The organism is Streptococcus pseudopneumoniae, from assembly GCF_001074565.1.
Lineage (GTDB): Bacteria > Bacillota > Bacilli > Lactobacillales > Streptococcaceae > Streptococcus > Streptococcus pseudopneumoniae_J.
The window spans coordinates 1-22,660 of the sequence record NZ_JUQX01000066.1; the positions used below are offsets into that span (position 1 = coordinate 1).

The 22,660-nt window shown below is 41.5% G+C and carries 37 protein-coding genes; all 37 read right to left on the reverse strand.

What is annotated here, in order from left to right; all coding sequences use genetic code 11:
• Positions 1-175: 175 nt before the first annotated feature.
• The 37 genes from rplQ to cls all read right to left on the reverse strand — a co-directional run bounded on the left by rplQ (position 176) and on the right by cls (position 22,572).
• Positions 176-562 (reverse strand): 50S ribosomal protein L17, encoded by a 387-nt coding sequence (gene rplQ / locus ADI74_RS09365; protein WP_000331493.1) that lies wholly within the window; start codon positions 560-562, stop codon positions 176-178.
• Positions 563-573: 11 nt separating this feature from the next.
• Positions 574-1,509 (reverse strand): DNA-directed RNA polymerase subunit alpha, encoded by a 936-nt coding sequence (locus ADI74_RS09370; RefSeq protein WP_000568993.1) that lies wholly within the window; start codon positions 1,507-1,509, stop codon positions 574-576.
• Positions 1,510-1,551: 42 nt separating this feature from the next.
• Positions 1,552-1,935, reverse strand: a complete 384-nt coding sequence (rpsK, locus tag ADI74_RS09375) for a 30S ribosomal protein S11 (protein ID WP_001118385.1) — start codon at positions 1,933-1,935, stop codon at positions 1,552-1,554.
• 17 nt (positions 1,936-1,952) lie between these two features.
• Entirely contained in the window at positions 1,953-2,318 is a 366-nt protein-coding gene (rpsM, locus tag ADI74_RS09380; RefSeq protein ID WP_000090781.1) for a 30S ribosomal protein S13, read from the reverse strand.
• 17 nt (positions 2,319-2,335) lie between these two features.
• Positions 2,336-2,452 (reverse strand): 50S ribosomal protein L36, encoded by a 117-nt coding sequence (gene rpmJ, locus ADI74_RS09385; RefSeq protein WP_001808836.1) that lies wholly within the window; start codon positions 2,450-2,452, stop codon positions 2,336-2,338.
• Between the two features lie 24 nt (positions 2,453-2,476).
• Positions 2,477-2,695, reverse strand: a complete 219-nt coding sequence (gene infA, locus ADI74_RS09390) for a translation initiation factor IF-1 (protein WP_001029883.1) — start codon at positions 2,693-2,695, stop codon at positions 2,477-2,479.
• A 116-nt stretch (positions 2,696-2,811) separates the two neighbouring features.
• Complete coding sequence (locus ADI74_RS09395; RefSeq protein ID WP_049538522.1) at positions 2,812-3,450, reverse strand: adenylate kinase; 639 nt, start codon at positions 3,448-3,450, stop codon at positions 2,812-2,814.
• Positions 3,451-3,595: 145 nt separating this feature from the next.
• Complete coding sequence (secY, locus tag ADI74_RS09400; RefSeq protein ID WP_000465387.1) at positions 3,596-4,906, reverse strand: preprotein translocase subunit SecY; 1,311 nt, start codon at positions 4,904-4,906, stop codon at positions 3,596-3,598.
• A gap of 12 nt (positions 4,907-4,918) precedes the next feature.
• Positions 4,919-5,359, reverse strand: a complete 441-nt coding sequence (gene rplO, locus ADI74_RS09405; protein ID WP_000766089.1) for a 50S ribosomal protein L15 — start codon at positions 5,357-5,359, stop codon at positions 4,919-4,921.
• A 145-nt stretch (positions 5,360-5,504) separates the two neighbouring features.
• Positions 5,505-5,687, reverse strand: a complete 183-nt coding sequence (gene rpmD / locus ADI74_RS09410) for a 50S ribosomal protein L30 (protein ID WP_049538523.1) — start codon at positions 5,685-5,687, stop codon at positions 5,505-5,507.
• Positions 5,688-5,700: 13 nt separating this feature from the next.
• Complete coding sequence (rpsE, locus tag ADI74_RS09415; RefSeq protein WP_000874196.1) at positions 5,701-6,195, reverse strand: 30S ribosomal protein S5; 495 nt, start codon at positions 6,193-6,195, stop codon at positions 5,701-5,703.
• Between the two features lie 17 nt (positions 6,196-6,212).
• Positions 6,213-6,569, reverse strand: a complete 357-nt coding sequence (rplR, locus tag ADI74_RS09420) for a 50S ribosomal protein L18 (protein ID WP_004251098.1) — start codon at positions 6,567-6,569, stop codon at positions 6,213-6,215.
• A gap of 83 nt (positions 6,570-6,652) precedes the next feature.
• Positions 6,653-7,189, reverse strand: a complete 537-nt coding sequence (gene rplF / locus ADI74_RS09425) for a 50S ribosomal protein L6 (protein WP_000086628.1) — start codon at positions 7,187-7,189, stop codon at positions 6,653-6,655.
• A gap of 187 nt (positions 7,190-7,376) precedes the next feature.
• Positions 7,377-7,775 carry a 30S ribosomal protein S8 gene (gene rpsH / locus ADI74_RS09430; protein WP_049538525.1) on the reverse strand — a complete coding sequence of 133 codons (399 nt, stop codon included), beginning with the start codon at positions 7,773-7,775 and terminating at the stop codon, positions 7,377-7,379.
• A gap of 284 nt (positions 7,776-8,059) precedes the next feature.
• Positions 8,060-8,245: a type Z 30S ribosomal protein S14 gene (locus ADI74_RS09435; protein ID WP_001085697.1), complete on the reverse strand. Its 186-nt coding sequence runs from the start codon at positions 8,243-8,245 to the stop codon at positions 8,060-8,062.
• Positions 8,246-8,262: 17 nt separating this feature from the next.
• The gene (rplE, locus tag ADI74_RS09440; protein ID WP_000013542.1) at positions 8,263-8,805 is read right to left on the reverse strand and encodes a 50S ribosomal protein L5; all 543 of its coding nucleotides are present in this window, start codon (positions 8,803-8,805) and stop codon (positions 8,263-8,265) included.
• Between the two features lie 23 nt (positions 8,806-8,828).
• The gene (rplX, locus tag ADI74_RS09445; protein ID WP_000497691.1) at positions 8,829-9,134 is read right to left on the reverse strand and encodes a 50S ribosomal protein L24; all 306 of its coding nucleotides are present in this window, start codon (positions 9,132-9,134) and stop codon (positions 8,829-8,831) included.
• A 77-nt stretch (positions 9,135-9,211) separates the two neighbouring features.
• Positions 9,212-9,580, reverse strand: coding sequence for a 50S ribosomal protein L14 (gene rplN, locus ADI74_RS09450; RefSeq protein WP_000616545.1), 369 nt, complete (start codon positions 9,578-9,580; stop codon positions 9,212-9,214).
• Positions 9,581-9,605: 25 nt separating this feature from the next.
• Positions 9,606-9,866, reverse strand: coding sequence for a 30S ribosomal protein S17 (gene rpsQ, locus ADI74_RS09455; protein WP_000440801.1), 261 nt, complete (start codon positions 9,864-9,866; stop codon positions 9,606-9,608).
• 24 nt (positions 9,867-9,890) lie between these two features.
• Positions 9,891-10,097 (reverse strand): 50S ribosomal protein L29, encoded by a 207-nt coding sequence (rpmC, locus tag ADI74_RS09460; protein ID WP_000772918.1) that lies wholly within the window; start codon positions 10,095-10,097, stop codon positions 9,891-9,893.
• Between the two features lie 9 nt (positions 10,098-10,106).
• Positions 10,107-10,520 carry a 50S ribosomal protein L16 gene (gene rplP / locus ADI74_RS09465; protein ID WP_049538527.1) on the reverse strand — a complete coding sequence of 138 codons (414 nt, stop codon included), beginning with the start codon at positions 10,518-10,520 and terminating at the stop codon, positions 10,107-10,109.
• 3 nt (positions 10,521-10,523) lie between these two features.
• Positions 10,524-11,177 carry a 30S ribosomal protein S3 gene (rpsC, locus tag ADI74_RS09470; protein WP_000529936.1) on the reverse strand — a complete coding sequence of 218 codons (654 nt, stop codon included), beginning with the start codon at positions 11,175-11,177 and terminating at the stop codon, positions 10,524-10,526.
• A gap of 12 nt (positions 11,178-11,189) precedes the next feature.
• Positions 11,190-11,534: a 50S ribosomal protein L22 gene (gene rplV / locus ADI74_RS09475; protein WP_000818137.1), complete on the reverse strand. Its 345-nt coding sequence runs from the start codon at positions 11,532-11,534 to the stop codon at positions 11,190-11,192.
• A gap of 11 nt (positions 11,535-11,545) precedes the next feature.
• Positions 11,546-11,827, reverse strand: coding sequence for a 30S ribosomal protein S19 (rpsS, locus tag ADI74_RS09480; RefSeq protein WP_000533766.1), 282 nt, complete (start codon positions 11,825-11,827; stop codon positions 11,546-11,548).
• Positions 11,828-11,929: 102 nt separating this feature from the next.
• Positions 11,930-12,763 (reverse strand): 50S ribosomal protein L2, encoded by an 834-nt coding sequence (gene rplB, locus ADI74_RS09485; protein ID WP_000512901.1) that lies wholly within the window; start codon positions 12,761-12,763, stop codon positions 11,930-11,932.
• Positions 12,764-12,780: 17 nt separating this feature from the next.
• Entirely contained in the window at positions 12,781-13,077 is a 297-nt protein-coding gene (locus tag ADI74_RS09490; RefSeq protein WP_001055347.1) for a 50S ribosomal protein L23, read from the reverse strand.
• Positions 13,077-13,700: a 50S ribosomal protein L4 gene (gene rplD, locus ADI74_RS09495; RefSeq protein WP_049538530.1), complete on the reverse strand. Its 624-nt coding sequence runs from the start codon at positions 13,698-13,700 to the stop codon at positions 13,077-13,079. The genes ADI74_RS09490 and rplD overlap by 1 nt, the downstream gene beginning before the upstream one ends.
• A 24-nt stretch (positions 13,701-13,724) precedes the next feature.
• Complete coding sequence (rplC, locus tag ADI74_RS09500; protein WP_000160197.1) at positions 13,725-14,351, reverse strand: 50S ribosomal protein L3; 627 nt, start codon at positions 14,349-14,351, stop codon at positions 13,725-13,727.
• Between the two features lie 82 nt (positions 14,352-14,433).
• Positions 14,434-14,742, reverse strand: a complete 309-nt coding sequence (gene rpsJ / locus ADI74_RS09505; protein WP_001284511.1) for a 30S ribosomal protein S10 — start codon at positions 14,740-14,742, stop codon at positions 14,434-14,436.
• Positions 14,743-14,986: 244 nt separating this feature from the next.
• The gene (locus ADI74_RS09510) at positions 14,987-15,643 is read right to left on the reverse strand and encodes a uridine kinase family protein (protein WP_049538532.1); all 657 of its coding nucleotides are present in this window, start codon (positions 15,641-15,643) and stop codon (positions 14,987-14,989) included.
• Complete coding sequence (nrdG, locus tag ADI74_RS09515; protein ID WP_049538534.1) at positions 15,640-16,236, reverse strand: anaerobic ribonucleoside-triphosphate reductase activating protein; 597 nt, start codon at positions 16,234-16,236, stop codon at positions 15,640-15,642. Before nrdG ends, ADI74_RS09510 begins: the two co-directional genes overlap by 4 nt.
• Positions 16,237-16,240: 4 nt before the next feature.
• The gene (locus ADI74_RS09520; RefSeq protein ID WP_049538535.1) at positions 16,241-16,741 is read right to left on the reverse strand and encodes a GNAT family N-acetyltransferase; all 501 of its coding nucleotides are present in this window, start codon (positions 16,739-16,741) and stop codon (positions 16,241-16,243) included.
• Between the two features lie 43 nt (positions 16,742-16,784).
• Positions 16,785-16,925: a hypothetical protein gene (locus tag ADI74_RS09525; RefSeq protein WP_000521629.1), complete on the reverse strand. Its 141-nt coding sequence runs from the start codon at positions 16,923-16,925 to the stop codon at positions 16,785-16,787.
• Between the two features lie 11 nt (positions 16,926-16,936).
• A complete protein-coding gene (gene nrdD, locus ADI74_RS09530; protein WP_049538536.1) occupies positions 16,937-19,144 on the reverse strand; it encodes an anaerobic ribonucleoside-triphosphate reductase in 2,208 nt (735 codons plus the stop codon).
• A 126-nt stretch (positions 19,145-19,270) separates the two neighbouring features.
• The gene (locus tag ADI74_RS09535) at positions 19,271-20,785 is read right to left on the reverse strand and encodes a hypothetical protein (protein WP_049538538.1); all 1,515 of its coding nucleotides are present in this window, start codon (positions 20,783-20,785) and stop codon (positions 19,271-19,273) included.
• Positions 20,786-20,820: 35 nt separating this feature from the next.
• Positions 20,821-20,964: a hypothetical protein gene (locus ADI74_RS11260; RefSeq protein ID WP_192833041.1), complete on the reverse strand. Its 144-nt coding sequence runs from the start codon at positions 20,962-20,964 to the stop codon at positions 20,821-20,823.
• A 75-nt stretch (positions 20,965-21,039) separates the two neighbouring features.
• Positions 21,040-22,572: a cardiolipin synthase gene (gene cls, locus ADI74_RS09540; RefSeq protein ID WP_049538539.1), complete on the reverse strand. Its 1,533-nt coding sequence runs from the start codon at positions 22,570-22,572 to the stop codon at positions 21,040-21,042.
• Positions 22,573-22,660: the final 88 nt, after the last annotated feature.

Below are 22,660 nucleotides of genomic sequence, written 5' to 3' on the forward strand. Positions count from 1 at the left end.
AAAAAACGCCTGCTTACGAAGTTGTTCTTAAACAAAAAAACAATTTCGTAAACAAGCGTCTACCCTATCAAATGATGATGAGTGTTCCCGCTAGGACCGAAGTCCCAGCGGTAGACCAGAGCTAGACTAAGAGCACAAGACTCCATCATCATAACACTCAACAAAATTGATGATTTTATACTAATTCGATGATCGCCATTGGCGCAGCATCCCCACGACGTGGTTCAGTTTTAAGGATACGAGTGTATCCACCGTTACGTTCAGCATAACGAGGTGCGATTTCTGAGAACAATTTTTGAAGTGCTGTAGTAGAAGTGTACTTGTCAGTTGCTTCATCATAGTTTTCAGATGCGATTTCATTACGTACGAAAGCAGCTGCTTGACGACGTGCATGCAAATCACCACGTTTACCTAGAGTAATCATTTTTTCAACAGTTTTACGGATTTCTTTAGCACGAGCTTCAGTTGTCACGATTGATTCGTTGATCAAAAGGTCAGTTGTCAAATCGCGAAGCATTGCTTTACGTTGTGAGCTAGTGCGTCCTAGTTTACGGTAAGCCATGTATTCCTCCTTTATTTATCTTTTAATCCAAGACCCAAATCAATGAGTTTGAGTTTCACTTCTTCCAAACTCTTGCGTCCAAGATTTCGTACTTTCATCATCTCTGCTTCAGATTTTTCTGTCAAATCATGCACAGTGTTGATACCGGCACGTTTCAAACAGTTGTATGAACGCACAGACAAGTCCAGTTCCTCAATCGTGCGATCCAAAATACGATCGTCAGATTCAGTATCAGCTTCTTTCATCACTTCAGTTGACTTAGCAATCTCAGTAAGATTTGTAAACAAATCAAGATGTTCTGTCAAGATACGTGCTGAAAGCCCTAAAGCATCTTCTGGAATAATTGTTCCATTAGTCAAGATTTCAAGGGTTAATTTGTCAAATCCATCATTGCTACCTACACGAGCAGGTTCAACTTGATAGTTGACTTTTGTAACTGGTGTATAAATAGAATCTACAGCAAGTGTTCCAACTGGTGCATTATCTTTTTTGTTTTCATCAGCAGGTACATATCCACGACCACTGTTAACAGTCATTGTCGCTTTTAGAGAAGAACCTTCACCGATTGTAAAGAGATAATGATCTGGATTTACAATCTCAATATCACTGTCAGTCAAAATGTCTCCAGCTGTAATTTCAGCAGGACCTTCAACGTCAAGTTCAATGATTTTTTCGTCTTCAACGTATGATTTCACTGCAATCCCTTTAATGTTCAGAATGATTTGCATCACGTCTTCACGAACACCTGGAACTGTGTCGAACTCATGCAAGACACCTTCAATATTGATAGATGTCACTGCTGCTCCTGGTAGAGAAGCAAGTAGTACACGACGAAGAGAGTTACCAAGAGTTGTCCCGTAGCCACGTTCAAGTGGTTCGATTACAAACTTGCCATAATCTTTATTTTCATCAATTTTTGTTATATTTGGTTTTTCAAACTCAATCATTTAGTTACTCCCTCTTAAACGAAAAGCAGTGTAATGCGATGATTATACACGGCGACGTTTTGGAGGACGAGCACCATTGTGTGGCACTGGAGTCACATCACGAATTGCTGTTACTTCAAGACCAGCGGCAGCAAGCGCACGAATAGCTGACTCACGACCAGAACCTGGACCTTTTACAGTAACTTCAACTGATTTAAGACCGTGTTCTTGTGCAGATTTAGCAGCAGCTTCAGAAGCCATTTGAGCAGCGAATGGTGTAGATTTACGAGAACCTTTGAAACCAAGAGCACCAGCTGATGACCAAGCAATTGCATTACCATGCACATCAGTAATCATAACAATAGTGTTATTAAATGTAGCGTGAATATGAGCAATACCAGATTCGATATTCTTTTTCACACGACGTTTACGTGTTGGTTTAGCCAAGACTTTTACCTCCTATATTATTTTTTCTTACCAGCAATCGCAACAGCTTTACCTTTACGAGTGCGAGCGTTGTTTTTAGTGTTTTGTCCACGGACAGGAAGTCCACGACGGTGACGAATGCCACGGTAAGAACCGATTTCCATCAAACGTTTGATGTTCAAGTTTACTTCACGACGAAGGTCACCTTCAACTTTGATTGCATCCACTTCACGACGGATAGCATCTTCTTGATCTGATGTAAGGTCACGTACACGAACATCTTCTGAGATTCCAGCAGCAGCCAAAATTTTCTTAGATGTTGCAAGTCCGATACCATAAACGTAAGTCAATGAGATTACTACGCGTTTGTCATTTGGAATGTCAACTCCAGCAATACGAGCCATGTTTTCTCCTTTCTATCTTATCCTTGACGTTGTTTGTGTTTTGGATTTGCTGGGCAAATTACCATAACACGACCATTACGACGAATTACTTTACAGTATTCGCAAATTGGTTTGACCGATGGTCTTACTTTCATTTCTTATCCCTCCAAGTTTTTCGATTATTTAAAGCGGTAAGTGATACGTCCACGTGTCAAGTCATATGGACTCATCTCGACAGTAACACGATCTCCCGCTAAAATACGAATATAGTTTTTACGAATTTTACCAGAAACTGTTGCTAAAATCTGATGTCCATTTTCAAGTTCAACCGTAAACATTGCGTTAGGCATTGTATCGACTACTTTGCCTTCAACTTCAATCACATCGTCTTTTGCCACGCAAAAGCACCTCCATAAATTTCGATTCGATGCCTCAAGACACAGAGGCAACAATTATAAGTCAGACTATTTCAGTATAACATTTGTCGCGATTTTTTGCAAGTATGAAAAACGCTTTATTTCAAATTTGTCAATACTTTTTCGATGTCTTTGAACACATCATTGATATCTTGATTTCCTTCGATATCATGAACTAAACCTTTAGCACGATAGTGGGCAATGATTGGTTCACCTTGTGCAATATTCACATCCAAACGACGCTTCACTGTCTCCGGTTTGTCATCTTCACGTTGGTAGTAATCCTCTTCTTTGTAGTCAACTGGTGGATTGAAAACTTTGTGGAAAGTTTCACCTGTTTTGCGGTGAATGATACGACCACTCAAGCGTTCCAAGAGACAGTCTGGATTCACTTCGATGTTGATTACTCCTTCAAGTTCAATACCCAGTTCAGCCAATGTTTCATCCAAGGCATGAGCTTGTTCAATCGTACGTGGGTAACCATCTAACAAGAAACCTGTTTTTTTGATATCGTCCTGTGAAAGGCGTTCTTTAACAATACCATTTGTAACTTCGTCTGGGACCAACTCACCTTTGTCAATGTATGACTTGGCAAGTACACCCATTTCAGTTTGATTAGCCATTGCAGCACGGAACATATCGCCTGTTGAGATATGTGCAACATGGAATTTCTCCACAATTTTAGCTGCTTGCGTTCCCTTACCTGCTCCAGGTAAGCCCATAATCAAAAGATTCATGATAGGATCTCCTTATTTTGTATTTAAATAGAAGCAGAAATCTATTTCAACCCCTATTTAAAAACAAAATAGAAGAGGGGAGACGAAAATCTCTCTGATAGATAGACCTTCATACTCCACTCTCTAAGCAAAAGTAATTTTGCTTTTATTCTGTTTTGTCCATGAAACCAACATACTTACGTTTCAATAGGTAACCTTCAAGTTGTTTGATTCCTTCGATACCTGTTGAGATAATGATCAAAAGACTAGTTCCCCCAAAAGCAACAGCTTCTGAAAGGCCAAAGACATCTTTTGCCACAATCGGCAAGATTGAGATCACACCAAGGAAGATTGATCCGACCGTCGCAAGGCGACGAAGAAGTTTCGACATGAATTCTTCAGTTCCCTTACCAGGACGGACACCATGAATGTAGGCTCCACTCTTTTGCAAGTTTTCTGCTGCTTTCTCTGGATTGATCTGTACAAATGTATAGAAGAACGTAAAGAGAATGATTAGCAAGGCATACATTGCAACACCTGTCGGAGATGTTGTAGATAACATTTCCTGTGCTGTCCGTACCCATGCCCAATCGTGACCTGTAGCACTCAAAAACTGAAGAATGGCTGCAGGTGCTGCTGTAATGGAACTTGCAAAGATAACTGGGATAACCCCCGCCGGGTTCACCTTCAATGGAAGGTATGAACTTGATGGGGCTCCTTGAGCAACTTTTGTATATTGGATTGGAATTTTATATTCTGCTTGTTGAACATAGGTTGTAAAGTATACAATCAACAAGACAGCGATAATCAAAATAACGACAAAGATAATAGATGAAGTCAAACGGCTACTTGGAATATTGACGAAGTAGTCAACATAGATTCCTTTAATCATTTCAGGGATTGAAGCAACAATACCTGCAAAGATGATCATAGAAACACCGTTTCCGTATCCCTTATCCGTAATTTGTTCTCCAAGCCATGTTACAATCATACTACCTGCTGTGAGGATAATACCAATGGTAACAAAAACCTGTGGAGTTAAGGCTGTCGTTAATAATTTTGCTCCAGATAGAGTATTAAACCCTGCTGTGATCCCGATAGATTGAACGAATGCAAGCACAAGTGCAATATATCGAGTAGCTTGGTTTAGTTTTCTCCGTCCCACTTCCCCTTGTTTGCCCCATTCTACAAACTTCGGTAAAATATCCATTTGTAGCAATTGAACAACGATGGAAGCAGTGATATACGGACTTACACCGAGTGCGAAAACGGAGAAGTTCTTCATGGCATTCCCTGAAACAAGACTAAGCATGTTCAAGAAAGATAAACCACTGAGAGCTTCTAAACTTTTTGCATTGACACCTGGAACAGTAATACTTGTCCCAATACGGAAAACAAGAATGATAAAAATCGTAAAGAGAATTTTTGATCGAACTTGTTTAACCTTGAGCGCTTCTTTTAATAATTTAAAAAACATGGGTCACCTCTCTTAGATGACTTCTACAGAACCACCTTTAGCAGTGATAGCTTCCTCAGCTGATTTAGAGAATTTAGCTGCTTTCACAGTCAATTTCTTAGTCAACTCACCGTTACCAAGAATTTTAACGCCTGATTTTTCAGCTTTCACAATTCCTGCTTCGATAAGCACAACTGGAGTTACTTCTGCACCGTCTTCAAAGACGTTGAGTTGGTCAAGGTTTACAATTGCGTATTCTTTAGCGTTGATGTTAGTGAATCCACGTTTTGGAAGACGACGGAACAATGGAGTTTGTCCACCTTCAAAACCAAGGCGAACTCCGCCACCGCTACGAGCTTTTTGACCTTTTTGACCGCGACCAGATGTTTTACCGTTACCAGATGAAGTACCACGACCAACACGGTTACGTACTTTACGAGAACCTTCTGCAGGTTTCAATTCATGAAGTTTCATTATTATTTTCTCCTCTTTTGTAAAATGCTAGCGCCGATAAGAGAGAAAAGGTTGTCTCCCTTATCAACTCGCCTATACATTCGTCATCTTAGATGACTATACCTAGTTTTAGGGGATGAGTATTTCCACATCCCCTAAAAATCCATTAGTTTACTTCTTCAACTGTTACCAAGTGAGATACTGCAGTGATCATACCACGGATAGCAGAGTTGTCTTCTTTGATAACAGAGCTGTTCAATTTGCCAAGTCCAAGTGCTACAACAGTTTTACGTTGTGATGGAATGCGTCCGATTGGAGACTTAGTCAAAGTAATTTTAATTTGAGCCATTTTATCCCCTTTCTTATGCCAAATCAGAAACTGAGATACCACGAAGGGCAGCAACTTCTTCAGCGCGTTTCAATTGTTTCAAACCTTCAACAGTTGCGCGAACAATGTTGATTGGAGTGTTAGAGCCAAGTGATTTAGACGTAATATCTGCAACACCTGCCAATTCCACAACGGCACGAACTGCACCACCAGCGGCAACTCCAGAACCTTCTACAGCAGGTTTCAACAATACTTTAGCTCCACCGAATTCTGAAAGAACTTCGTGAGGAATTGTTGTTCCAACCATAGGTACTTCAATCAAGTTTTTCTTAGCATCGTCTACTGCTTTACGGATTGCTTCTGGAACTTCTTGAGCTTTACCAGTACCAAATCCTACGCGACCATTGTGGTCACCAACAACAACAAGAGCTGCGAAACGAAGACGACGTCCACCTTTAACAACTTTTGTAACACGGTTGACAGCAACTACGCGTTCTTCAAATTCAACTGCATTGTCTTTAAATGCCATTTTCTAGTGTCCTCCTATTAGAATTTCAATCCGTTTTCACGAGCTGCATCAGCCAAAGCTTTCACACGTCCGTGATATAGATATCCACCGCGGTCGAACACCACTTCTGAAATACCTTTAGCACTTGCACGTTCTGCAACGAGTTTACCGACAGCAACGGCTTGTTCAGTTTTAGTTCCTTTTGAAACTTCTTTGTCAAGAGTTGAAGCACTTGCGAGCGTTACACCCGCTACGTCATCAATCACTTGAGCGTAGATGCCTGTATTAGAACGGAATACGTTCAAACGTGGGCGATCAGCAGTTCCAGAGAGTTTTCCGCGAACGCGACGGTGGCGTTTTTGGCGGAGTTTGTTTTTATCTGGTTTAGAAATCACAGTTTTCACCTCTTTAGTTTTAAATCGTGTGCTATGCACAAAGTTGGAAAATAGGTCGGTGGTTGAAGATCAACCACTCAACATTATTTACCTGTTTTACCTTCTTTAAGACGAACGTATTCGCCAACGTAACGGATACCTTTACCTTTATATGGCTCTGGTGAGCGAAGGCTACGTACGTAAGCAGCTGTTTGACCAACTACTTCTTTTGAAATTCCGCTGATAGCAATTGTTGTTGGGTTTGGAAGTTCAAAAGTAATTCCTTCTGGAGCTTCAACTTCGTCTGGATGAGATTTACCTACAGCCAAAACAAGTTTGTTTCCTTGAAGTTGTGCACGGTAACCAACCCCACGCATTTCAAGTACTTTCTTGAATCCTTCTGATACACCAACAACCATGTTGTTCAAAAGGGCACGAGTAGTTCCGTGGATTGTTTTCATTTCTTTTGAATCGTTTGGACGGTGAAGAGTTACTTCAGTACCTTCCACACGAATTTCAATATCTTTTGAGAACTCACGAGTAAGTTCTCCTTTAGGTCCTTTTACAGTTACAACGTTGTCATTGTTAGTGATTTCAACACCAGCAGGCAACACGATAACTTTATTACCAATACGTGACATGTTTATTTTCTCCTGTTAGATTGTCAGGCCATTACAGCCAGTTTTCACGGGGTTAAATCGATTTCTCGATTTAAAGGAACATTTAGGTTTCAATTTCAAAGTGAATCTAGGCATCGTCTCGCGGGCATAACTTTGGGTTAGGCAAGAAACGATAACGAAGAGTCACAAAGAAATTGGGAACTAAATATTACCAAACGTAAGCGATAACCTCACCACCAACATTCTTTTGGCGTGCTTCTTTATCAGTAAGCAAACCTTCAGAAGTTGAAAGGATAGCAATTCCAAGTCCGTTAAGAACTTTTGGAAGATCTTCACGTTTTTTGTAGACACGAAGTCCTGGTTTAGAAACACGTTTCAAGTTAGTGATAACTTTTTCACCGTTTGGTCCGTATTTAAGGAATACACGGATGATGCCTTGTTTGTCATCTTCGATGAATTCTACGTTCTTAACAAAACCTTCGCGTTTAAGGATTTCAGCAATCCCTTTTTTGATGTTTGATGCAGGTACTTCAAGTACTTCGTGTTTCGCTTGGTTAGCGTTACGAATACGAGTTAGGAAGTCTGCGATTGGGTCAGTCATAACCATTTAATTATTCTCCTCTTACTAGTAGTTTGCAAGTCGCACTTGCTAGTTAATACATGATACAAAGAGCGTAACAGCTAGAGCAAAAATAGGCAATTTGATGCAGGAGCGATGCTCCAAAGCAAATTGGTCTTTTTTGCCAAAGCTGTAGCTCGTGTTCAAATTGGCAAAGCCAACTGAACCCGGGCTAAACTCGGTGTGAAAAAGATAACCTTTCCTAGAAACTTCAGTTTCTTCGTCAAGGTTCCTATTTTCACTTGGAGTTTTGACGCCCTTGATATCTTAAATTACCAAGATGCTTTTGTTACACCAGGAATTTGTCCTTTGTAAGCTAATTCACGGAAGCAAACACGGCAAAGTTTAAATTTGCGGTAAACTGAATGTGGACGACCACATTTTTCACAACGAGTATAAGCTTGAGTAGAGAACTTCGCTGGACGTTTGTTCTTAGCAATCATTGATTTTTTAGCCATTAGATTTACCTCCTATATTATTTTGCAAAAGGCATTCCAAGGCCTGTAAGCAATGCACGTGACTCTTCGTCAGTGTTAGCAGTTGTTACGATAACGATGTCAAGACCACGAGTTTTGTCAACGTCATCAAAGTTGATTTCTGGGAAGATCAATTGTTCTTTCACACCAAGTGTGTAGTTTCCGCGTCCATCAAATGATTTTGTTGGAACACCGTGGAAGTCACGTACACGTGGAAGTGAAACTGAAACCAATTTGTCCAAGAATTCGTACATACGTTCACCACGAAGGGTAACTTTTGCACCGATCGCTACACCTTCACGAAGACGGAAGCCGGCGATTGATTTTTTAGCTTTAGTGATAAGTGGTTTTTGACCTGAGATAAGTGCCAATTCTTCAGCAGCTTTTTCAAGGCTTTTAGCGTTTGATACAGCTTCACCAACACCCATGTTCAAAACGATCTTATCTACTTTAGGCACAGCCATCACTGATGAGTAGTTGAATTGTTCTGTCAAAGCAGGAACTACTTCATTAAGATATTTTTCTTTTAAACGATTTGCCATTATACTTCTCCTTTCCTTCGTGATTAATCAAGCACTTCGCCTGATTTTTTGTTGTAGCGAACTTTTTTACCGTCTACAAATTTGTAACCAACACGACCAGCTACACCGTTTTTATCTAAAACTTGAACGTTTGATACGTGGATAGCTGCTTCTTTCTCGATGATACCACCTTGAGGAAGTTCGTTAGTTGGACGTTGGTGTTTCTTAACGATGTTCACACCTTCAACGATAACTTTGTTTACTTTTGGAAGGGCAGTAAGGACAACAGCTTCTGTTCCCTTATCTTTACCAGCGATTACGCGAACTTTGTCGCCTTTTTTTACAAACATTAGGTTTCTCCTTGATTTTTCTTACGCCCATAAGGGCACCCTAGCTTGAAGCTAGGGGACTAGTTTGTTTCTAAAAATTAAAGTACTTCTGGAGCAAGTGACACGATCTTCATGAAGCCACCTTCACGCAATTCACGTGCAACTGGGCCAAAGATACGTGTTCCGCGAGGAGTTTTGTCTTCACGGATGATAACTGCTGCGTTTTCGTCAAATTTGATGTATGAACCATCAGCACGACGAGCACCTGATTTAGTACGAACGATAACAGCTTTTACAACGTCACCTTTTTTAACCGCACCACCAGGAGTAGCTTGTTTTACAGATGCCACGATAACATCACCGATGTTTGCAAATTTACGTCCTGAACCACCAAGAACTTTGATAGTTAAGATTTCGCGAGCACCGCTGTTGTCTGCGACTTTCAAACGAGTTTCTGTTTGAATCATTTCAGTTTTCTCCTTTCAGGTTTGATTAGATGATGACCGCTTCTTCAACAACTTCTACAAGACGGAAACGTTTTGTAGCTGAAAGCGGACGGGTTTCCATGATACGTACGATATCGCCTTCTTTGGCAACATTGTTTTCATCATGTGCTTTGTATTTTTTAGAGTAGTTAATACGTTTACCATAGACTGGGTGGTTACGTTTTGTTTCAACTACAACTGTGATTGTCTTGTCCATTTTGTCAGATACAACACGTCCAACAAGAACTTTACGATTATTGCGTTCCATTGAAATTTCTCCTTCCCTAGTCTATTATTTCGCTTCAGATTGAACTGTTTTGATACGAGCGATTTGTTTTTTAACTTCTTTCAAGCGAGCTGTTTGTTCCAATTGACCAGTAGCAGCTTGGAAACGAAGTTCAAACAATTCTTTTTTCAATTCGTTTTCGCGCTTCGCGAGTTCTTCTTGAGAAAGACCACGAAGTTCTTTAACAAATTCTTTTACTTCATTAAGTTTCATGCCTTCTCCTTATTCTGCTTCACGTTTTACGAATTTACATTTAACTGGCAATTTGTGGCTTGCAAGACGAAGCGCTTCGCGAGCGATCTCTTCAGATATACCAGCAACTTCAAACATCACTTTACCACGTTTAACTGGTGCTACCCAACCTTCAGGCGCCCCTTTACCAGATCCCATACGCACACCGATAGCTTTAGCAGTGTATGATTTGTGTGGGAAGATTTTAATCCAAACTTTACCACCACGTTTCATATAACGAGTCATGGCGATACGAGCAGCTTCGATTTGGCGGTTAGTAATCCAGTGGCTAGTTGTAGCTTGAAGACCGTATTCACCGAATGCTACTTCTTTTCCACCTTTTGCTTCACCGCGCATTTTTCCACGGAATTCACGACGGTGTTTAACACGTTTAGGTACTAACATTGGTTATTTACCTCCTTTAGTGTTTTTACGAGCTGGAAGAACTTCACCACGGTAGATCCATACTTTAACACCAAGTTTACCGTATGTAGTATCTGCTTCTTCCCAAGCGTAATCGATATCTGCACGAAGTGTGTGGAGTGGAACAGTTCCTTCTGAGTATCCTTCAGCACGGGCAATATCTGCACCGTTCAAACGACCTGATACTTGAGTTTTGATTCCTTTAGCTCCAGCACGCATTGCGCGTTGGATTGCTTGTTTTTGTGCACGACGGAAAGCAACACGTTGCTCCAATTGACGAGCAATTCCTTCACCTACAAGGTGAGCATCCAAATCAGGTTGTTTGATTTCGATGATGTTGATGTGTACTTGTTTTCCAGTCAATTTGTTAAGTTTTGCACGGAGTGCATCAACGTTAGCGCCACCTTTACCGATAACCATACCTGGTTTAGCAGTGTGAAGTGAAACGTTAACTTTGTTCACTGCGCGCTCAATTTCGATTGTTGAAACTGCTGCGTCAGCAAGTTCTTTTTGAACGAATTTACGGATTGCAAGATCTTCATGAAGGTAATCCGCGTATTCTTTTTCAGCATACCATTTGGCATCCCAATCACGGATGATGCCGACACGCATACCAATTGGATGTACTTTTTGACCCACGATGTTACCTCCTTATTTTTCTGCAACAGCTACAGTGATGTGAGCTGTACGTTTGTTGATTGGTGAAGCTGAACCTTTCGCACGTGGACGGAAACGTTTCATAGTTGGTCCTTCGTTTGCGAATGCCTCAGATACTACCAAGTTAGCTTTGTCCAAACCAAAGTTGTTTTCAGCGTTAGCTACAGCTGAGTTCAAAACTTTCAAGATGATTTCAGCAGCTTTGTTTGGAGTGAATGTCAAAATTGCAATAGCGTCGGCTACGCTTTTACCACGAATATTGTCAAGAACAAGACGTGATTTACGAGGTGAAACACGTACTGTACGAGCCATTGCTTTAGCTGAAGTAATTTCTGCCATTTATGTTCTCCTTATTTTCTACGTGTTTTCTTGTCGTCTGCAGCGTGACCTTTGTAAGTACGAGTTGGTGCGAATTCACCAAGTTTGTGACCTACCATGTCTTCTTGGATGTAAACAGGTACGTGTTTACGTCCGTCATAAACTGCAATAGTGTAACCAATGAAACTTGGGAAGATCGTTGAACGACGTGACCAAGTTTTGATAACTTTTTTCTTTTCGTCGTTAGCTTGAGCTTCAACTTTTTTCATCAAATGCTCATCGACGAAAGGTCCTTTTTTAAGACTGCGTCCCATTTTTATGTTTTCTCCTTTAAATGTTGTACCACAGCGGCTTGCGCTCACATGGAGCGCTACCGAGCTGGCGGATTATCTAGCGCTTATGCGACTAGTTTTAAATTATTTCTCGTTGCGACGACGAACGATAAGTTTGTCGGATTTCGCTTTCTTGTTACGAGTTTTAAGACCAAGAGCAGGTTTGCCCCATGGAGTAGATGGCGCTTTACGACCAACTGGTGCTTTACCTTCACCACCACCGTGTGGGTGATCGTTAGGGTTCATTACAGAACCACGAACTGTTGGGCGGATACCTTTCCAACGGCTACGTCCTGCTTTACCAAGGTTTACAAGTCCATGTTGTTCGTTTCCGACAACACCAACTGTTGCACGACAAGTTCCAAGAATCATACGTACTTCGCCAGATTGAAGACGAACAAGAACATATTTACCTTCTTGACCCAATACTTGAGCAGAAGCTCCAGCTGCACGCACCAATTCTCCACCACGACCTGGTTTTAATTCGATGTTGTGGATCAAAGTACCAACTGGAATGTTAGCAAGTGGAAGAGCATTTCCGACTTTGATATCTGCTTCTGGGCCTGAAACGATACGTTGACCAACTTCGAGACCTTTTGGAGCGATGATGTATGCTTTCACACCGTCTGTGTAGTGTACAAGAGCGATGTTTGCAGAACGGTTTGGATCGTACTCGATAGTTTTAACAACTGCTTCAACGTTGTCTTTGTTACGTTTGAAGTCAACCAAACGGTAGAAACGTTTGTGCCCACCACCTTGGTGACGAACAGTGATACGACCGTTGTTGTTACGACCAGCCTTGTTCTTCAAAGCAACAAGCAATGATTTTTCAGGAGCGCTTGTTGTGATTTCAGCGAAATCCAAAGAAGTCATATTACGGCGACCGTTTGTTGTTGGTTTATAAACACGAATTCCCACGATATTTCCTCCTTAGATTATTCAGCCTCAGCAGCAAACAACTCGATTGCTTTTGAATCAGCTGTAAGTGTGATGATAGCTTTTTTAGTTTTGTTAGTAAAACCAGTGTAACGTCCAACACGTTTAGCTTTAGGTTTTACGTTGATTGTGTTGACATTTGCAACCTTAACACCTTCAAAAGCAGCTTCAACAGCTTGCTTAATCAAAAGTTTGTGCGCACGAGTGTCAACTTCAAATACATACTTTCCTGCTTCAAGTTGAGCCATTGAGCTTTCAGTGATAACAGGTTTTTTGATAACATCATACAAATTCATTATGCAAGAACCTCCTCGATTTTAGAGATAGCTGCTTGAGTAACAAGAAGTTTGTCACTATTTGCGATGTCAAGAACACTTGCAGTTGTAGCAGTCGCAACTTTCACGTTTGGAAGGTTACGAGCTGAAAGAGCTGCGAATTCGTTTCCTTCTTCAAGAATAACAAGGACTTTAGAATCGATGCTCAAAGCTGCAAGAACTTTTGCAAATTCAGCAGTTTTTGGAGCTGTAAATTCAAGAGAATCAACGGCTACAAATTTGTTTTCAGCAACTTTTTCTGAGTAAACAGATTTAAGCGCAAGGCGACGAACTTTTTGAGGAAGTTTGTACGCATAGCTACGTGGAGTTGGTCCGAAGACAGTTCCACCACCACGCCATTGTGGAGAGCGGATAGAACCTTGACGAGCACGTCCAGTTCCTTTTTGACGCCATGGTTTGCGTCCGCCACCTGAAACAGCTGAGCGATTTTTAACTGCGTGAGTTCCTTGACGAAGGCTAGCACGTTGGCTGATGATCACATCAAACACAACAGATTGGTTTGGTTCAATACCAAAGATTGCATCGTTAAGAACAACTTCGCCAGCTTGATTACCAGTTTGGTCGAATAATGTTACATTTGCCATTTTGACTGTATTCCCCTTTCCTTATTATTTACCAGCTTTAACTGCTGACTTGATAGTGATAAGAGATTTCTTAGCACCTGGTACGTTACCTTTGATAAGGATAACGTTCTTTTCTGGAACAACTTGTACAACTTCAAGGTTTTGAATTGTTACACGGTCGCCACCCATACGTCCTGCAAGGTTTTTACCTTTAAATACGCGGTTAGGTGCAACAGGTCCCATAGAACCTGGACGACGGTGGTAACGAGAACCGTGAGCCATTGGTCCACGTGATTGTCCATGGCGTTTGATAACACCTTGGAAACCTTTACCTTTAGAAGTACCAGTTACGTCAACAACGTCTCCAGCTGCGAATGTTTCAACTGTGATTTCAGCACCAACTTCCAAGCCTTCAACGTTTTTGAATTCACGAATGAAGCGCTTAGGAGCCGTGTTAGCTTTCGCTACATGTCCTTTAGCAGGTTTGTTGCTCAATACTTCGCGTTTGTCATCAAAACCAACTTGGATAGCGTTGTATCCGTCTGTTTCAACAGTTTTAACTTGAAGAACAACGTTTGGAGTTGCTTCAATAACTGTTACAGGGATCAATTCGCCAGCTTCAGTGAAGATTTGAGTCATTCCCACTTTTTTCCCTAAGATTCCTTTTGTCATGAGAAAATAGTTCCTTTTCTATATTTTTTATTCAAAAAGTTTTTAACGAGCGTTTTTCATGCTCAAGGTATCAAGCTTTAAATTAAAGTTTGATTTCTACGTTTACACCACTTGGAAGATCCAATTTCATCAACGCATCAACTGTTTTTTGAGTTGGGTTGATGATATCGATCAAACGTTTGTGTGTACGCATTTCGAATTGTTCGCGAGAGTCTTTATATTTGTGAGTCGCACGAATGATTGTGTAGAGGCTACGCTCAGTTGGAAGTGGGATTGGACCTGCAACTTCTGCACCTGTACGAGTAGCTGATTCTACGATTTTAGCAGCCGCTGTGTCAAGCGTACGGTGTTCGTAAGCTTTCAAACGGATACGGATTTTTTTGTTTGCCATCTTTTTCTCCTTTTCGTCTATTTAAGATAATAGGCTAGCTCCACAAGAAAACCGACGCGCGTTGCGTGGCAATGCAACCGAGCGTGTCGCAACCTCTTGCATCAAAGCTAAGACTGTAATTTACAGCACCATAATAGAATAACACAAAGCCCCTGCGATTGCAAGGGATTTGACAGGATTTTTTAATTTTTTTAGATGAAACTGTTTTCCTATTTCATCTTCCTATGACTACTGATTTACGATCTTAAAATTTAATCTTTTCTTCTATATAATACGAGATAATACGAGCCATTTTGACCTTGAATTTATCTGCTGATTGATCCACCAAGATATCTGCTTTAGACTCGGTTTCTCTGTAGTATTGCAGATACTGCTCCCGTCTCATTTGATGGCTAGCTAGTATAAAGGAAGCATCGCGATTTCTCATAATCGTATCTCGAGCTAGGCGCCTCTCCAATTCCGTTTCTGCGTCCGTATAAAAGCAGATGGTTTTGTCAAAGAGTTCCTTGGGTAGAAAACCCACAGACATCCCTTCGACTATCAAGAACGGTTTTGAACCAGATAAGACTTCACTTGGCTTCCAAGGTTCATCAATCGTCAAGATGTCCATGCCTGCCTTTAAAGCTATAATATCTCTTTCTAAACTTGCCAGTTCATGCGCCACTGGGAGACAAGCTGTCACCTTTTGATTTGGTGCTTGCTTTGGTACTACCAGGTGACGTTCTGAAGTGATATAGGGATCTGTTTCTAGTAGATTTACCTTTTCAGAATCTAGAGCTTGGAACAATTCTTGAGCAAAGGTAGACTTACCTGATGCACCGTGACCGTAAATCCCCAGTGTTTTGACTTTCCCTAACTCTATCTCTGAAACCAGTTTGTCTACTAACTCTTTTTTCTTCATTCTCTCTTCACCTGTTCATAGCTTTCTTTTCCGTCATTGAGCTTGTCCCAAATCACTACTTGCCCACTTTTGAGAGATTTTTGCACATCGATAATTCGTTGATTAGAGGAACCTCGGAACTGGAGCATGAGATTGCGCTTGCTTTTGTCATAACGACCATCGACAAGGATGTCAATCAACGACAAGAGTTCCAGTTTGTCTGGAGTCTCCAACATCATTTCTTCCCAGGTGTAGCCAGTCCAAGACCAGATGTCCTTTTCTGGCAATTCCTTACGGATACGTTTGACGAGAGGCAAGAGAATTCCTGTATTAAGAAAAGGTTCTCCTCCCAGTAAGGTCAAGCCTTGAACATAGGGCTGGGCAAGATCTGCCATAATCTGTTCTTCTAACTCTGCTGTATAAGGAATGCCTGCATTGAAAGACCAAGTCGCAACATTATAGCAGCCCTCGCAGTGGAACATACAGCCTGCGACATAGAGAGAGTTACGCACGCCTTCTCCATCGACAAAGTTAAAGGCCTTGTAGTCAATGATCCGACCTTTACTAAGCTCCTCGCTTTTCCACTCGCCTGGTTTTGGTGTATTCCATGTCATTCTTTTACTCCAAATCTATCCAGTAACGTTCTACGCCATTGCGAACATCCTCAATAAGACCTCCATTTGCAAGAATGACGGCTCTGCTAGCCGGATTTTCTATGCTACAAGTCACTAAAGCTCGTTTAATATTCTTTCCCTTAGCAACTTGTAGACCTTGTCGGAGGGATTCTTTGGCATAACCCTTACCTCTTTCAGATGGACGAATGGAGTAGCCAATATGGCCCCCATTTTCTAGTAAGTAGTCATTTAATCGGAGACGAAGGTTGAGAAAGCCAAGAGCCTGGCCTGCTACGTCAAAACTAACCAACTGGATAGCAGGAACCCAGTTTTCAGGAATATTGAGTCCCGCTTCCGCTTGAAGATTTTCTTTTAGCCACTCTTCATAAACAAAATTGTTGGCGTTCCAAAACCCACCATCGTGGGCTGATTGAGTCTGTTCAAACTCTGCCATCATTTCTAAAATCGCTTCTTTATCTTCCAAACTTGGTCTACGTAGTTCCATCCTTACCTCCTGCTAAGAGAAAAGCGAGAGCGGACTCTCACTTTTATTTTTTCTTGTTCTTGTTTAAAAACTGTTCTCTGAGGTTGAGCAAGCGTTCTTTTTTTCCTACTCCACCTTTCGAATGTTTTTCATGATAACGGGTTACTTGAGCACGTCCCTTATCATCTAATTGGTATTTCCCCATTGCGTTTCCTTCTAATTTATTACTTCATGTCCGGATGTTTTAATAGTTGAGCCGTTCATGTGTTTGACACGCGCAGCGATTTCCTTGTGGCGTCCGTTAACCATCGGACGCGCTTGAGGATTTCCCAGATACCCACACGTACGTTTGACCACATCTACTGTTTTAGGGTCGCTATTGCCACAGTTAGGACAAGCAAATCCTCGCTCAGTTGGTTCAAAATCCCCTTCAAAGTCACACTTGTAGCAACGATCAATCGGAGTATTGGTCCCTAGATAGCCAACTCGGTCATAGGCATAGTCCCAAACAGCTTCCAGGGCCTTAGGATTTTGTTGAAGAACTGGATACTCACAATAGTGGATGAAACCACCTGACGCACCTGCTTCTGGATAAACTTTTTCAAAATCCAGCTTTTCAAACGGTGTTGGATTTTTACGGACATCATAGTGGAAAGAGTTGGTGTAGTATTCCTTGTCTGTAATATCAGGAATAGAACCGAACTTCTCTGTATCCAAACGACAGAAGCGATCTGTCAAACTTTCGGATGGTGTTGAGTAGATAGAGAAATGGTAATCATATTGATCTGACCACTCTTCTACACGTCGTTTCATATCACGAATGATGTCAAGCGTAAATTCCTTGGCTTCTGGATTGCTTTCCCAGCTATTGCCAAAGAAGACCGTCGCCACTTCATACAAACCGATATAGCCCAGCGAAACTGTCGCACGGCGATTCTTAAAGAGTTGGTCAACACTTTCTTCTTTTCCAAGACGGCGACCGAAGGCTCCGTACTGATAGAGGATAGGGGCATTCGCTGGTGTTGCTTCCTTGGTCCGTTCAACACGGTAAACCAGAGCATCTTCCGCGATGTTCATCCGCTCATTGAAGATTTCCCAGAACTTATTCAGATCCCCTTCAGACTCGAGGGCGATACGAGGCAGATTGACTGTCACAACACCTAGATTCATACGACCTGAATTGACCTCGACACCATTCTCATCCTTCCATCCTTGGAGGAAAGAACGGCAGCCCATAGGAACCTTGAAGGAGCCTGTCAGCTCGATAATCTTATCATAGGACAAGACATCTGGGTACATCCGCTTGGTTGCACACTCAAGAGCCAATTGTTTGATGTCGTAGTTAGGTGAACCTTCCTCTAAGTTGAGTCCTCTTTTCAACGTAAAGATGAGTTTAGGGAAGATGGCTGTTCGATGTTCTGAACCAAGACCCTTGATACGAATGGTCAAAATAGCTTTTTGAATTTCACGCTCAAAACGATTGGTTCCCAGACCAAAACCTAGCGAAGTAAAAGGTGTTTGGCCATTTGAAGTGAAGAGAGTGTTGATTTCATACTCGAGAGATTGCATGGCATCGTAGATGTCCTTTTGCGTTTTCTTCCAAGCGTAATCTTCCCGTTTATCAGGCAGAACCCACTCTTCCGCATCCTTGAGGTGTTTTTGATAATTCTTCTCTGCATATGGAGCCAAGACTTCATCGATACGGTCAGCTGAACAGCCCCCGTACTGGCTAGAAGCAACATTGGCGATGATTTGTGAAATTTGAGCCGTCGCAGTCTGGATAGACTTGGGACTCTCTACCTCTGCATTGCCAATCTTAAAACCATTTTCCAACATGCCTTTAAAATCAATCAAACAGCAGTTGGTCATCGGTGTGTAGGGACTGTAGTCCAAGTCATGATAGTGGATATCCCCTTTTTGGTGAGCATTGGCTACGTGCTTAGGAAGCATTTGCAGTCCAATTGATTTTCCAACAATCCCTGCTGTCAAATCACGCTGGGTATTAAAGACATCGCTGTCTTTATTGGCATTTTCATTGACAACTGCCTGATCTTTATTGAGCAGCTTATGGATACTAAAGTTGATATCTGTCGCTTTTGAGCGCTCAAAATCCCTTTGTGTCCGATAAGTGATATACTCCTCAGCCAAGGCATATTCTTTGGCTTCAAGGAGTTCATGTTCTACGACATTCTGAATTTCGTAAATCTTGACACCTTGAGGGAAGCGACTGTGAATTTCAGTGACGATTCTTTCAACCAGACCGTTTAGGCGTTTTTCTACTAGAGGCGTAAGGTCCATAACTTTTTCTGCCGCCTTGTGGAGAGCCTTGTCAATCTTGTCTACATCAAACACTACACGTCTACCATCTCGTTTTTCAACGAACAAGGTGGGAACGGTTGCAAGCTTTTCTTCTAATACAATCATATCCATGCTCTTTTCTAAAATATTGTTGAATTGTTTATATTCAGTATTATACCACTCTAAAAATAAAAATCAATATCTTGTGTCAAAAATCCTAAAATTTTTAAAATTCCACAAGATATTGATTTTTTATTTAGATTTATAAAGTTTGAATTCACTAGTATCTGTCTGAACAAGCTCATATTTTTCGCTGAGCCAGCTCTCTACATCCGACCACAAGGCAACTTTTTGATTGACCATAATCATCTTTGGTTGATTTTCTTTTAGATCATTCATCAGTTTAGTTTTATTTTCGTCGCTTGCGGTATAGAGTGTTGGTGTCACTAGAGAAGTCGGCGCCAAGCGTTCACTTGCACGATAGAAATCTGGACGATCATCCCAAGCATAGACACGATCCTCCGAACTCGTTTGCTGTTTGACCAGGCTAGCAAGACGTTCTCTCTCCTGGTAAGTCGCTGGATGTGAAAGGTAGCGACTCAGGATAGGAAGAGCAAGGAGGTAGGCAAGGGCAAGCAGTGGTAGATAGAAATTCCCTTTAATAAAAGAGGCTTTTTCCTCACGTCTTCTACGACGGCTTCCTCCCTCCGAGGCACTTTCCTTAATTCCTGTCAGAAGGAGCAAGACCAAGAAAGGAAGGAGAATAGCGAGACGAGTACCGTTGACAGGTTCATTTGAGAGAATTAAGATTCCCAAAGAAACCAACAATCCCAAGCTAGCAGCAATTGAGAGGGCATATTGCTTGGCTGGTTTTGACTGGAATAAACCAGTAAAGAGCAAACTAAGGGAACCTAGCCCCACTGCAAGTAAACCATAGAAGGCTGCATTTTCAAGCAAATGCGCATTTGAAAAGAGGCTAAGAGTATTTACTGGATATAAGGTCTGGCTAATGGCATCCCCAAAACTTCCTGTCCACACTGTATAGTAGCCTAAAGGATAGAATAAGAGTGAAAATCCTAGGGCTGACGCAAAGAACTGATATAGACCATGAACAAAGTGACCTTTAGCTAGATTAAAGCCGATAATGCCCAAGGCCAGTACAGCCGCAAACAAGGCGGTTGGGATTGGCGCAAGGAAGAAAGCGAGAGCAAGGCTCATCCCCACTCTTACAAATCCTTTGTCGTCATTTGGATAAGCTAAGTAGTTCGTAACAACACTCAATGAATAAAATAGGAAAGGCAAGGCTACTAAGAGAGCATAGCCACCACCAAAAGCGAGTCCTGCCACTAACAAATAGAACACAAATACCAGCTTCTTGGCTTCTTCTGCTTGACCAGTAAGAGCATCTGCAGATTTAAAAAGGAAAACACCTGCTCCAAACAAGGCCAACCACTCAACCAAAGCAAGCAGAATACTTCCTAGGGAAAGATAGGTTAGCAAGTAATAGAGCAATCCATTCGTTCCAAAGTAATCTGTATACATTTGACCATTTTGATGCAAGGCCCAACCGGTATAAAGATCCTGACTTTGTTGCGGACTGACTACACCAAAAATAATAGGCAGGACAACCGAAATGGCTGTGGCCACTAAACTCCAAAGCATAATACTAAAAAAGGGGATGGACGCTCCTTCTCTCTTTTCTGGCGCTGACCAATCTTGGTAATGAGATTCTTCTAGTTTCTCATCTATTTTCCCGTATACGTTCATTCAATTTCTCCTCTAAGTTTATCTGTTTTAGTATATCAAAATCTTACAGGAATGTCAGCTTGGGATTGATATTTGCTTAATTTCTTATCCAATATCGCCAAGCGTTCGATTTCACGAAAACGGTGGAACCTACTAACTCTGTACTCTTTAATAAAATCTTCATCTTCTAGATTAAGCATTGTTTTCTCCTTTACCTATCTATTCGTAAGAAGAAAAAAATAAGATCCAGCCTTGGGCTAGATCTTGATGGATAGTTAGAGCATGGGTGCAAACAACTGGACAATTTCCTTAATGAGCCTTTGGTACCAGCTTGTTTTGATGGTATGGGGATAGATTTCTTGAGAAACCTTAAAAATTTCTTCGAAGTCCCTCTCAATGTCTAAAATAGATTGTGTTCTATAAAGCAAAACACCATTTTCATAGTGGTGGAGCAAGCTACGATAGTCAAAATTGATGGTTCCCACTGTCGCTACTTCTCCATCGACCAGCATTTGCTTGCTATGAAGGAATCCGGGACTGTACTCGTAAATGCGAACTCCAGCAGACAACAAGTCAGGATAGGCCCCGCGAGTAACCAATTGGATGACCTTCTTATCTGGGATACAAGGCGTCACAATTCGCACTTCTACCCCTCTCAATGCTGCATTTTTAATACTTTCAGTTAGATCATAGTCAGTGATCAGATAGGGAGTCGTGATATAGACATAGTCTGTAGCTTGATTGATAAGGTTTTGATAGACAGTTTTTCCAACTTGGGCTCGGTAGATAGGCTTTGGCCCACTACTGTAAGGAATGCAAAGCCCCATCCCATCTCTAGGTTGATTTTCGAGATGGTATTGGTCAAAGTCACTAATTTCCCCACGGTTGATATACCAAGTTGATAAAAAGAGTCTGGTAAAAGCCTTAACCGCTGATCCATCTAGGCGAATACCGCTATCCTTCCAATAACCAAAGCGTTCGATATGGTTGATATACTCATCTGCCAGATTGACACCACCTGTATAGGCAATTTGACCATCGATAATCATGATTTTACGGTGGTCACGGTTGTTATAGGCGACGGTTAAGCGCGGAATCACCTTGTTAAATTTATGGGCTTCAATCCCTCGGCTACGAAGCTGGATAGTATAATCCCCAGGCAAGGTTGCCATACAACCAATATCATCATAAAGGAGTTTCACTTCTACTCCTTGAGCTGCCTTTTCTTCCAAAATCTCCAAAATACTATCCCACATCAAACCTTCTTCGATGATATAGTATTCGAGAAAGATAAACTTCTCTGCTTTCTTGAGATCCTCTAGCATCTGATGCCACATGCTTTTACCAGATGCAAAAAATTGGGTATCCGTTCGATTATAGACATCTGCATTCGTGTCCATACTGAGGAGAGATTTGATAACCCCGTAAGCCGACTTGTCTTGTTCTTTTAACTCCAAACGGAGAGCTCTGCTATTGTCCTCTCGGTAAACCATTGATTGGAGCTGCTTTAGCTGCTTCAATTCTTTTTTAGATAAACGGCGCTCTCCAAACATGATATAGAGCAAAGGGCCAAAAACTGGCACAAAGGCTACTAACAACCATGTTACCTTACTCTCAGGATTCATAGATCGATTAACAATCGATACAATGGTCGCTAAGCTTACTAAAATGACAAGGATAATCCAGAGAATCGGAGCCATCTGCCCTAGATAGAGAAATAAACCAAAGATGATAAACAACTCTGCCAACATGATAGTAATACTAAAACCATACTTGGACATGAGTAGCTGCATTTTTCTAGCTGTCATACATCCCCTTCTTTTTCTAACATTCTCCTTAACTGCTTAATAAACTAATCTTTCTACTAGTATACCTCAGTTCAGGGGTAGATAGCAA

What these genes read in the sequence shown, in the direction of transcription:
- rplQ (WP_000331493.1), bottom strand. Translation starts at nt 562, where the DNA reads ATGGCTTACCGTAAACTAGGACGCACTAGCTCACAACGTAAAGCAATG.
- ADI74_RS09370 (WP_000568993.1), bottom strand. Translation starts at nt 1,509, where the DNA reads ATGATTGAGTTTGAAAAACCAAATATAACAAAAATTGATGAAAATAAA.
- rpsM (WP_000090781.1), bottom strand. Translation starts at nt 2,318, where the DNA reads ATGGCTCGTATTGCTGGAGTTGACATTCCAAATGACAAACGCGTAGTA.
- rpmJ (WP_001808836.1), bottom strand. Translation starts at nt 2,452, where the DNA reads ATGAAAGTAAGACCATCGGTCAAACCAATTTGCGAATACTGTAAAGTA.
- ADI74_RS09395 (WP_049538522.1), bottom strand. Translation starts at nt 3,450, where the DNA reads ATGAATCTTTTGATTATGGGCTTACCTGGAGCAGGTAAGGGAACGCAA.
- secY (WP_000465387.1), bottom strand. Translation starts at nt 4,906, where the DNA reads ATGTTTTTTAAATTATTAAAAGAAGCGCTCAAGGTTAAACAAGTTCGA.
- rplO (WP_000766089.1), bottom strand. Translation starts at nt 5,359, where the DNA reads ATGAAACTTCATGAATTGAAACCTGCAGAAGGTTCTCGTAAAGTACGT.
- rpmD (WP_049538523.1), bottom strand. Translation starts at nt 5,687, where the DNA reads ATGGCTCAAATTAAAATTACTTTGACTAAGTCTCCAATCGGACGCATT.
- rpsE (WP_000874196.1), bottom strand. Translation starts at nt 6,195, where the DNA reads ATGGCATTTAAAGACAATGCAGTTGAATTTGAAGAACGCGTAGTTGCT.
- rplF (WP_000086628.1), bottom strand. Translation starts at nt 7,189, where the DNA reads ATGTCACGTATTGGTAATAAAGTTATCGTGTTGCCTGCTGGTGTTGAA.
- rpsH (WP_049538525.1), bottom strand. Translation starts at nt 7,775, where the DNA reads ATGGTTATGACTGACCCAATCGCAGACTTCCTAACTCGTATTCGTAAC.
- ADI74_RS09435 (WP_001085697.1), bottom strand. Translation starts at nt 8,245, where the DNA reads ATGGCTAAAAAATCAATGATTGCTAAGAACAAACGTCCAGCGAAGTTC.
- rplE (WP_000013542.1), bottom strand. Translation starts at nt 8,805, where the DNA reads ATGGCAAATCGTTTAAAAGAAAAATATCTTAATGAAGTAGTTCCTGCT.
- rplX (WP_000497691.1), bottom strand. Translation starts at nt 9,134, where the DNA reads ATGTTTGTAAAAAAAGGCGACAAAGTTCGCGTAATCGCTGGTAAAGAT.
- rplN (WP_000616545.1), bottom strand. Translation starts at nt 9,580, where the DNA reads ATGATTCAAACAGAAACTCGTTTGAAAGTCGCAGACAACAGCGGTGCT.
- rpsQ (WP_000440801.1), bottom strand. Translation starts at nt 9,866, where the DNA reads ATGGAACGCAATAATCGTAAAGTTCTTGTTGGACGTGTTGTATCTGAC.
- rpmC (WP_000772918.1), bottom strand. Translation starts at nt 10,097, where the DNA reads ATGAAACTTAATGAAGTAAAAGAATTTGTTAAAGAACTTCGTGGTCTT.
- rplP (WP_049538527.1), bottom strand. Translation starts at nt 10,520, where the DNA reads ATGTTAGTACCTAAACGTGTTAAACACCGTCGTGAATTCCGTGGAAAA.
- rplV (WP_000818137.1), bottom strand. Translation starts at nt 11,534, where the DNA reads ATGGCAGAAATTACTTCAGCTAAAGCAATGGCTCGTACAGTACGTGTT.
- rpsS (WP_000533766.1), bottom strand. Translation starts at nt 11,827, where the DNA reads ATGGGACGCAGTCTTAAAAAAGGACCTTTCGTCGATGAGCATTTGATG.
- ADI74_RS09490 (WP_001055347.1), bottom strand. Translation starts at nt 13,077, where the DNA reads ATGAATTTGTATGATGTTATCAAAAAACCTGTTATCACTGAAAGCTCA.
- rplD (WP_049538530.1), bottom strand. Translation starts at nt 13,700, where the DNA reads ATGGCAAATGTAACATTATTCGACCAAACTGGTAATCAAGCTGGCGAA.
- rplC (WP_000160197.1), bottom strand. Translation starts at nt 14,351, where the DNA reads ATGACAAAAGGAATCTTAGGGAAAAAAGTGGGAATGACTCAAATCTTC.
- rpsJ (WP_001284511.1), bottom strand. Translation starts at nt 14,742, where the DNA reads ATGGCAAACAAAAAAATCCGTATCCGTTTGAAAGCTTACGAACACCGT.
- ADI74_RS09510 (WP_049538532.1), bottom strand. Translation starts at nt 15,643, where the DNA reads ATGAAGAAAAAAGAGTTAGTAGACAAACTGGTTTCAGAGATAGAGTTA.
- nrdG (WP_049538534.1), bottom strand. Translation starts at nt 16,236, where the DNA reads ATGACATGGAATACACCAAAACCAGGCGAGTGGAAAAGCGAGGAGCTT.
- ADI74_RS09520 (WP_049538535.1), bottom strand. Translation starts at nt 16,741, where the DNA reads ATGGAACTACGTAGACCAAGTTTGGAAGATAAAGAAGCGATTTTAGAA.
- ADI74_RS09525 (WP_000521629.1), bottom strand. Translation starts at nt 16,925, where the DNA reads ATGGGGAAATACCAATTAGATGATAAGGGACGTGCTCAAGTAACCCGT.
- nrdD (WP_049538536.1), bottom strand. Translation starts at nt 19,144, where the DNA reads ATGATTGTATTAGAAGAAAAGCTTGCAACCGTTCCCACCTTGTTCGTT.
- ADI74_RS09535 (WP_049538538.1), bottom strand. Translation starts at nt 20,785, where the DNA reads ATGAACGTATACGGGAAAATAGATGAGAAACTAGAAGAATCTCATTAC.
- ADI74_RS11260 (WP_192833041.1), bottom strand. Translation starts at nt 20,964, where the DNA reads ATGCTTAATCTAGAAGATGAAGATTTTATTAAAGAGTACAGAGTTAGT.
- cls (WP_049538539.1), bottom strand. Translation starts at nt 22,572, where the DNA reads ATGACAGCTAGAAAAATGCAGCTACTCATGTCCAAGTATGGTTTTAGT.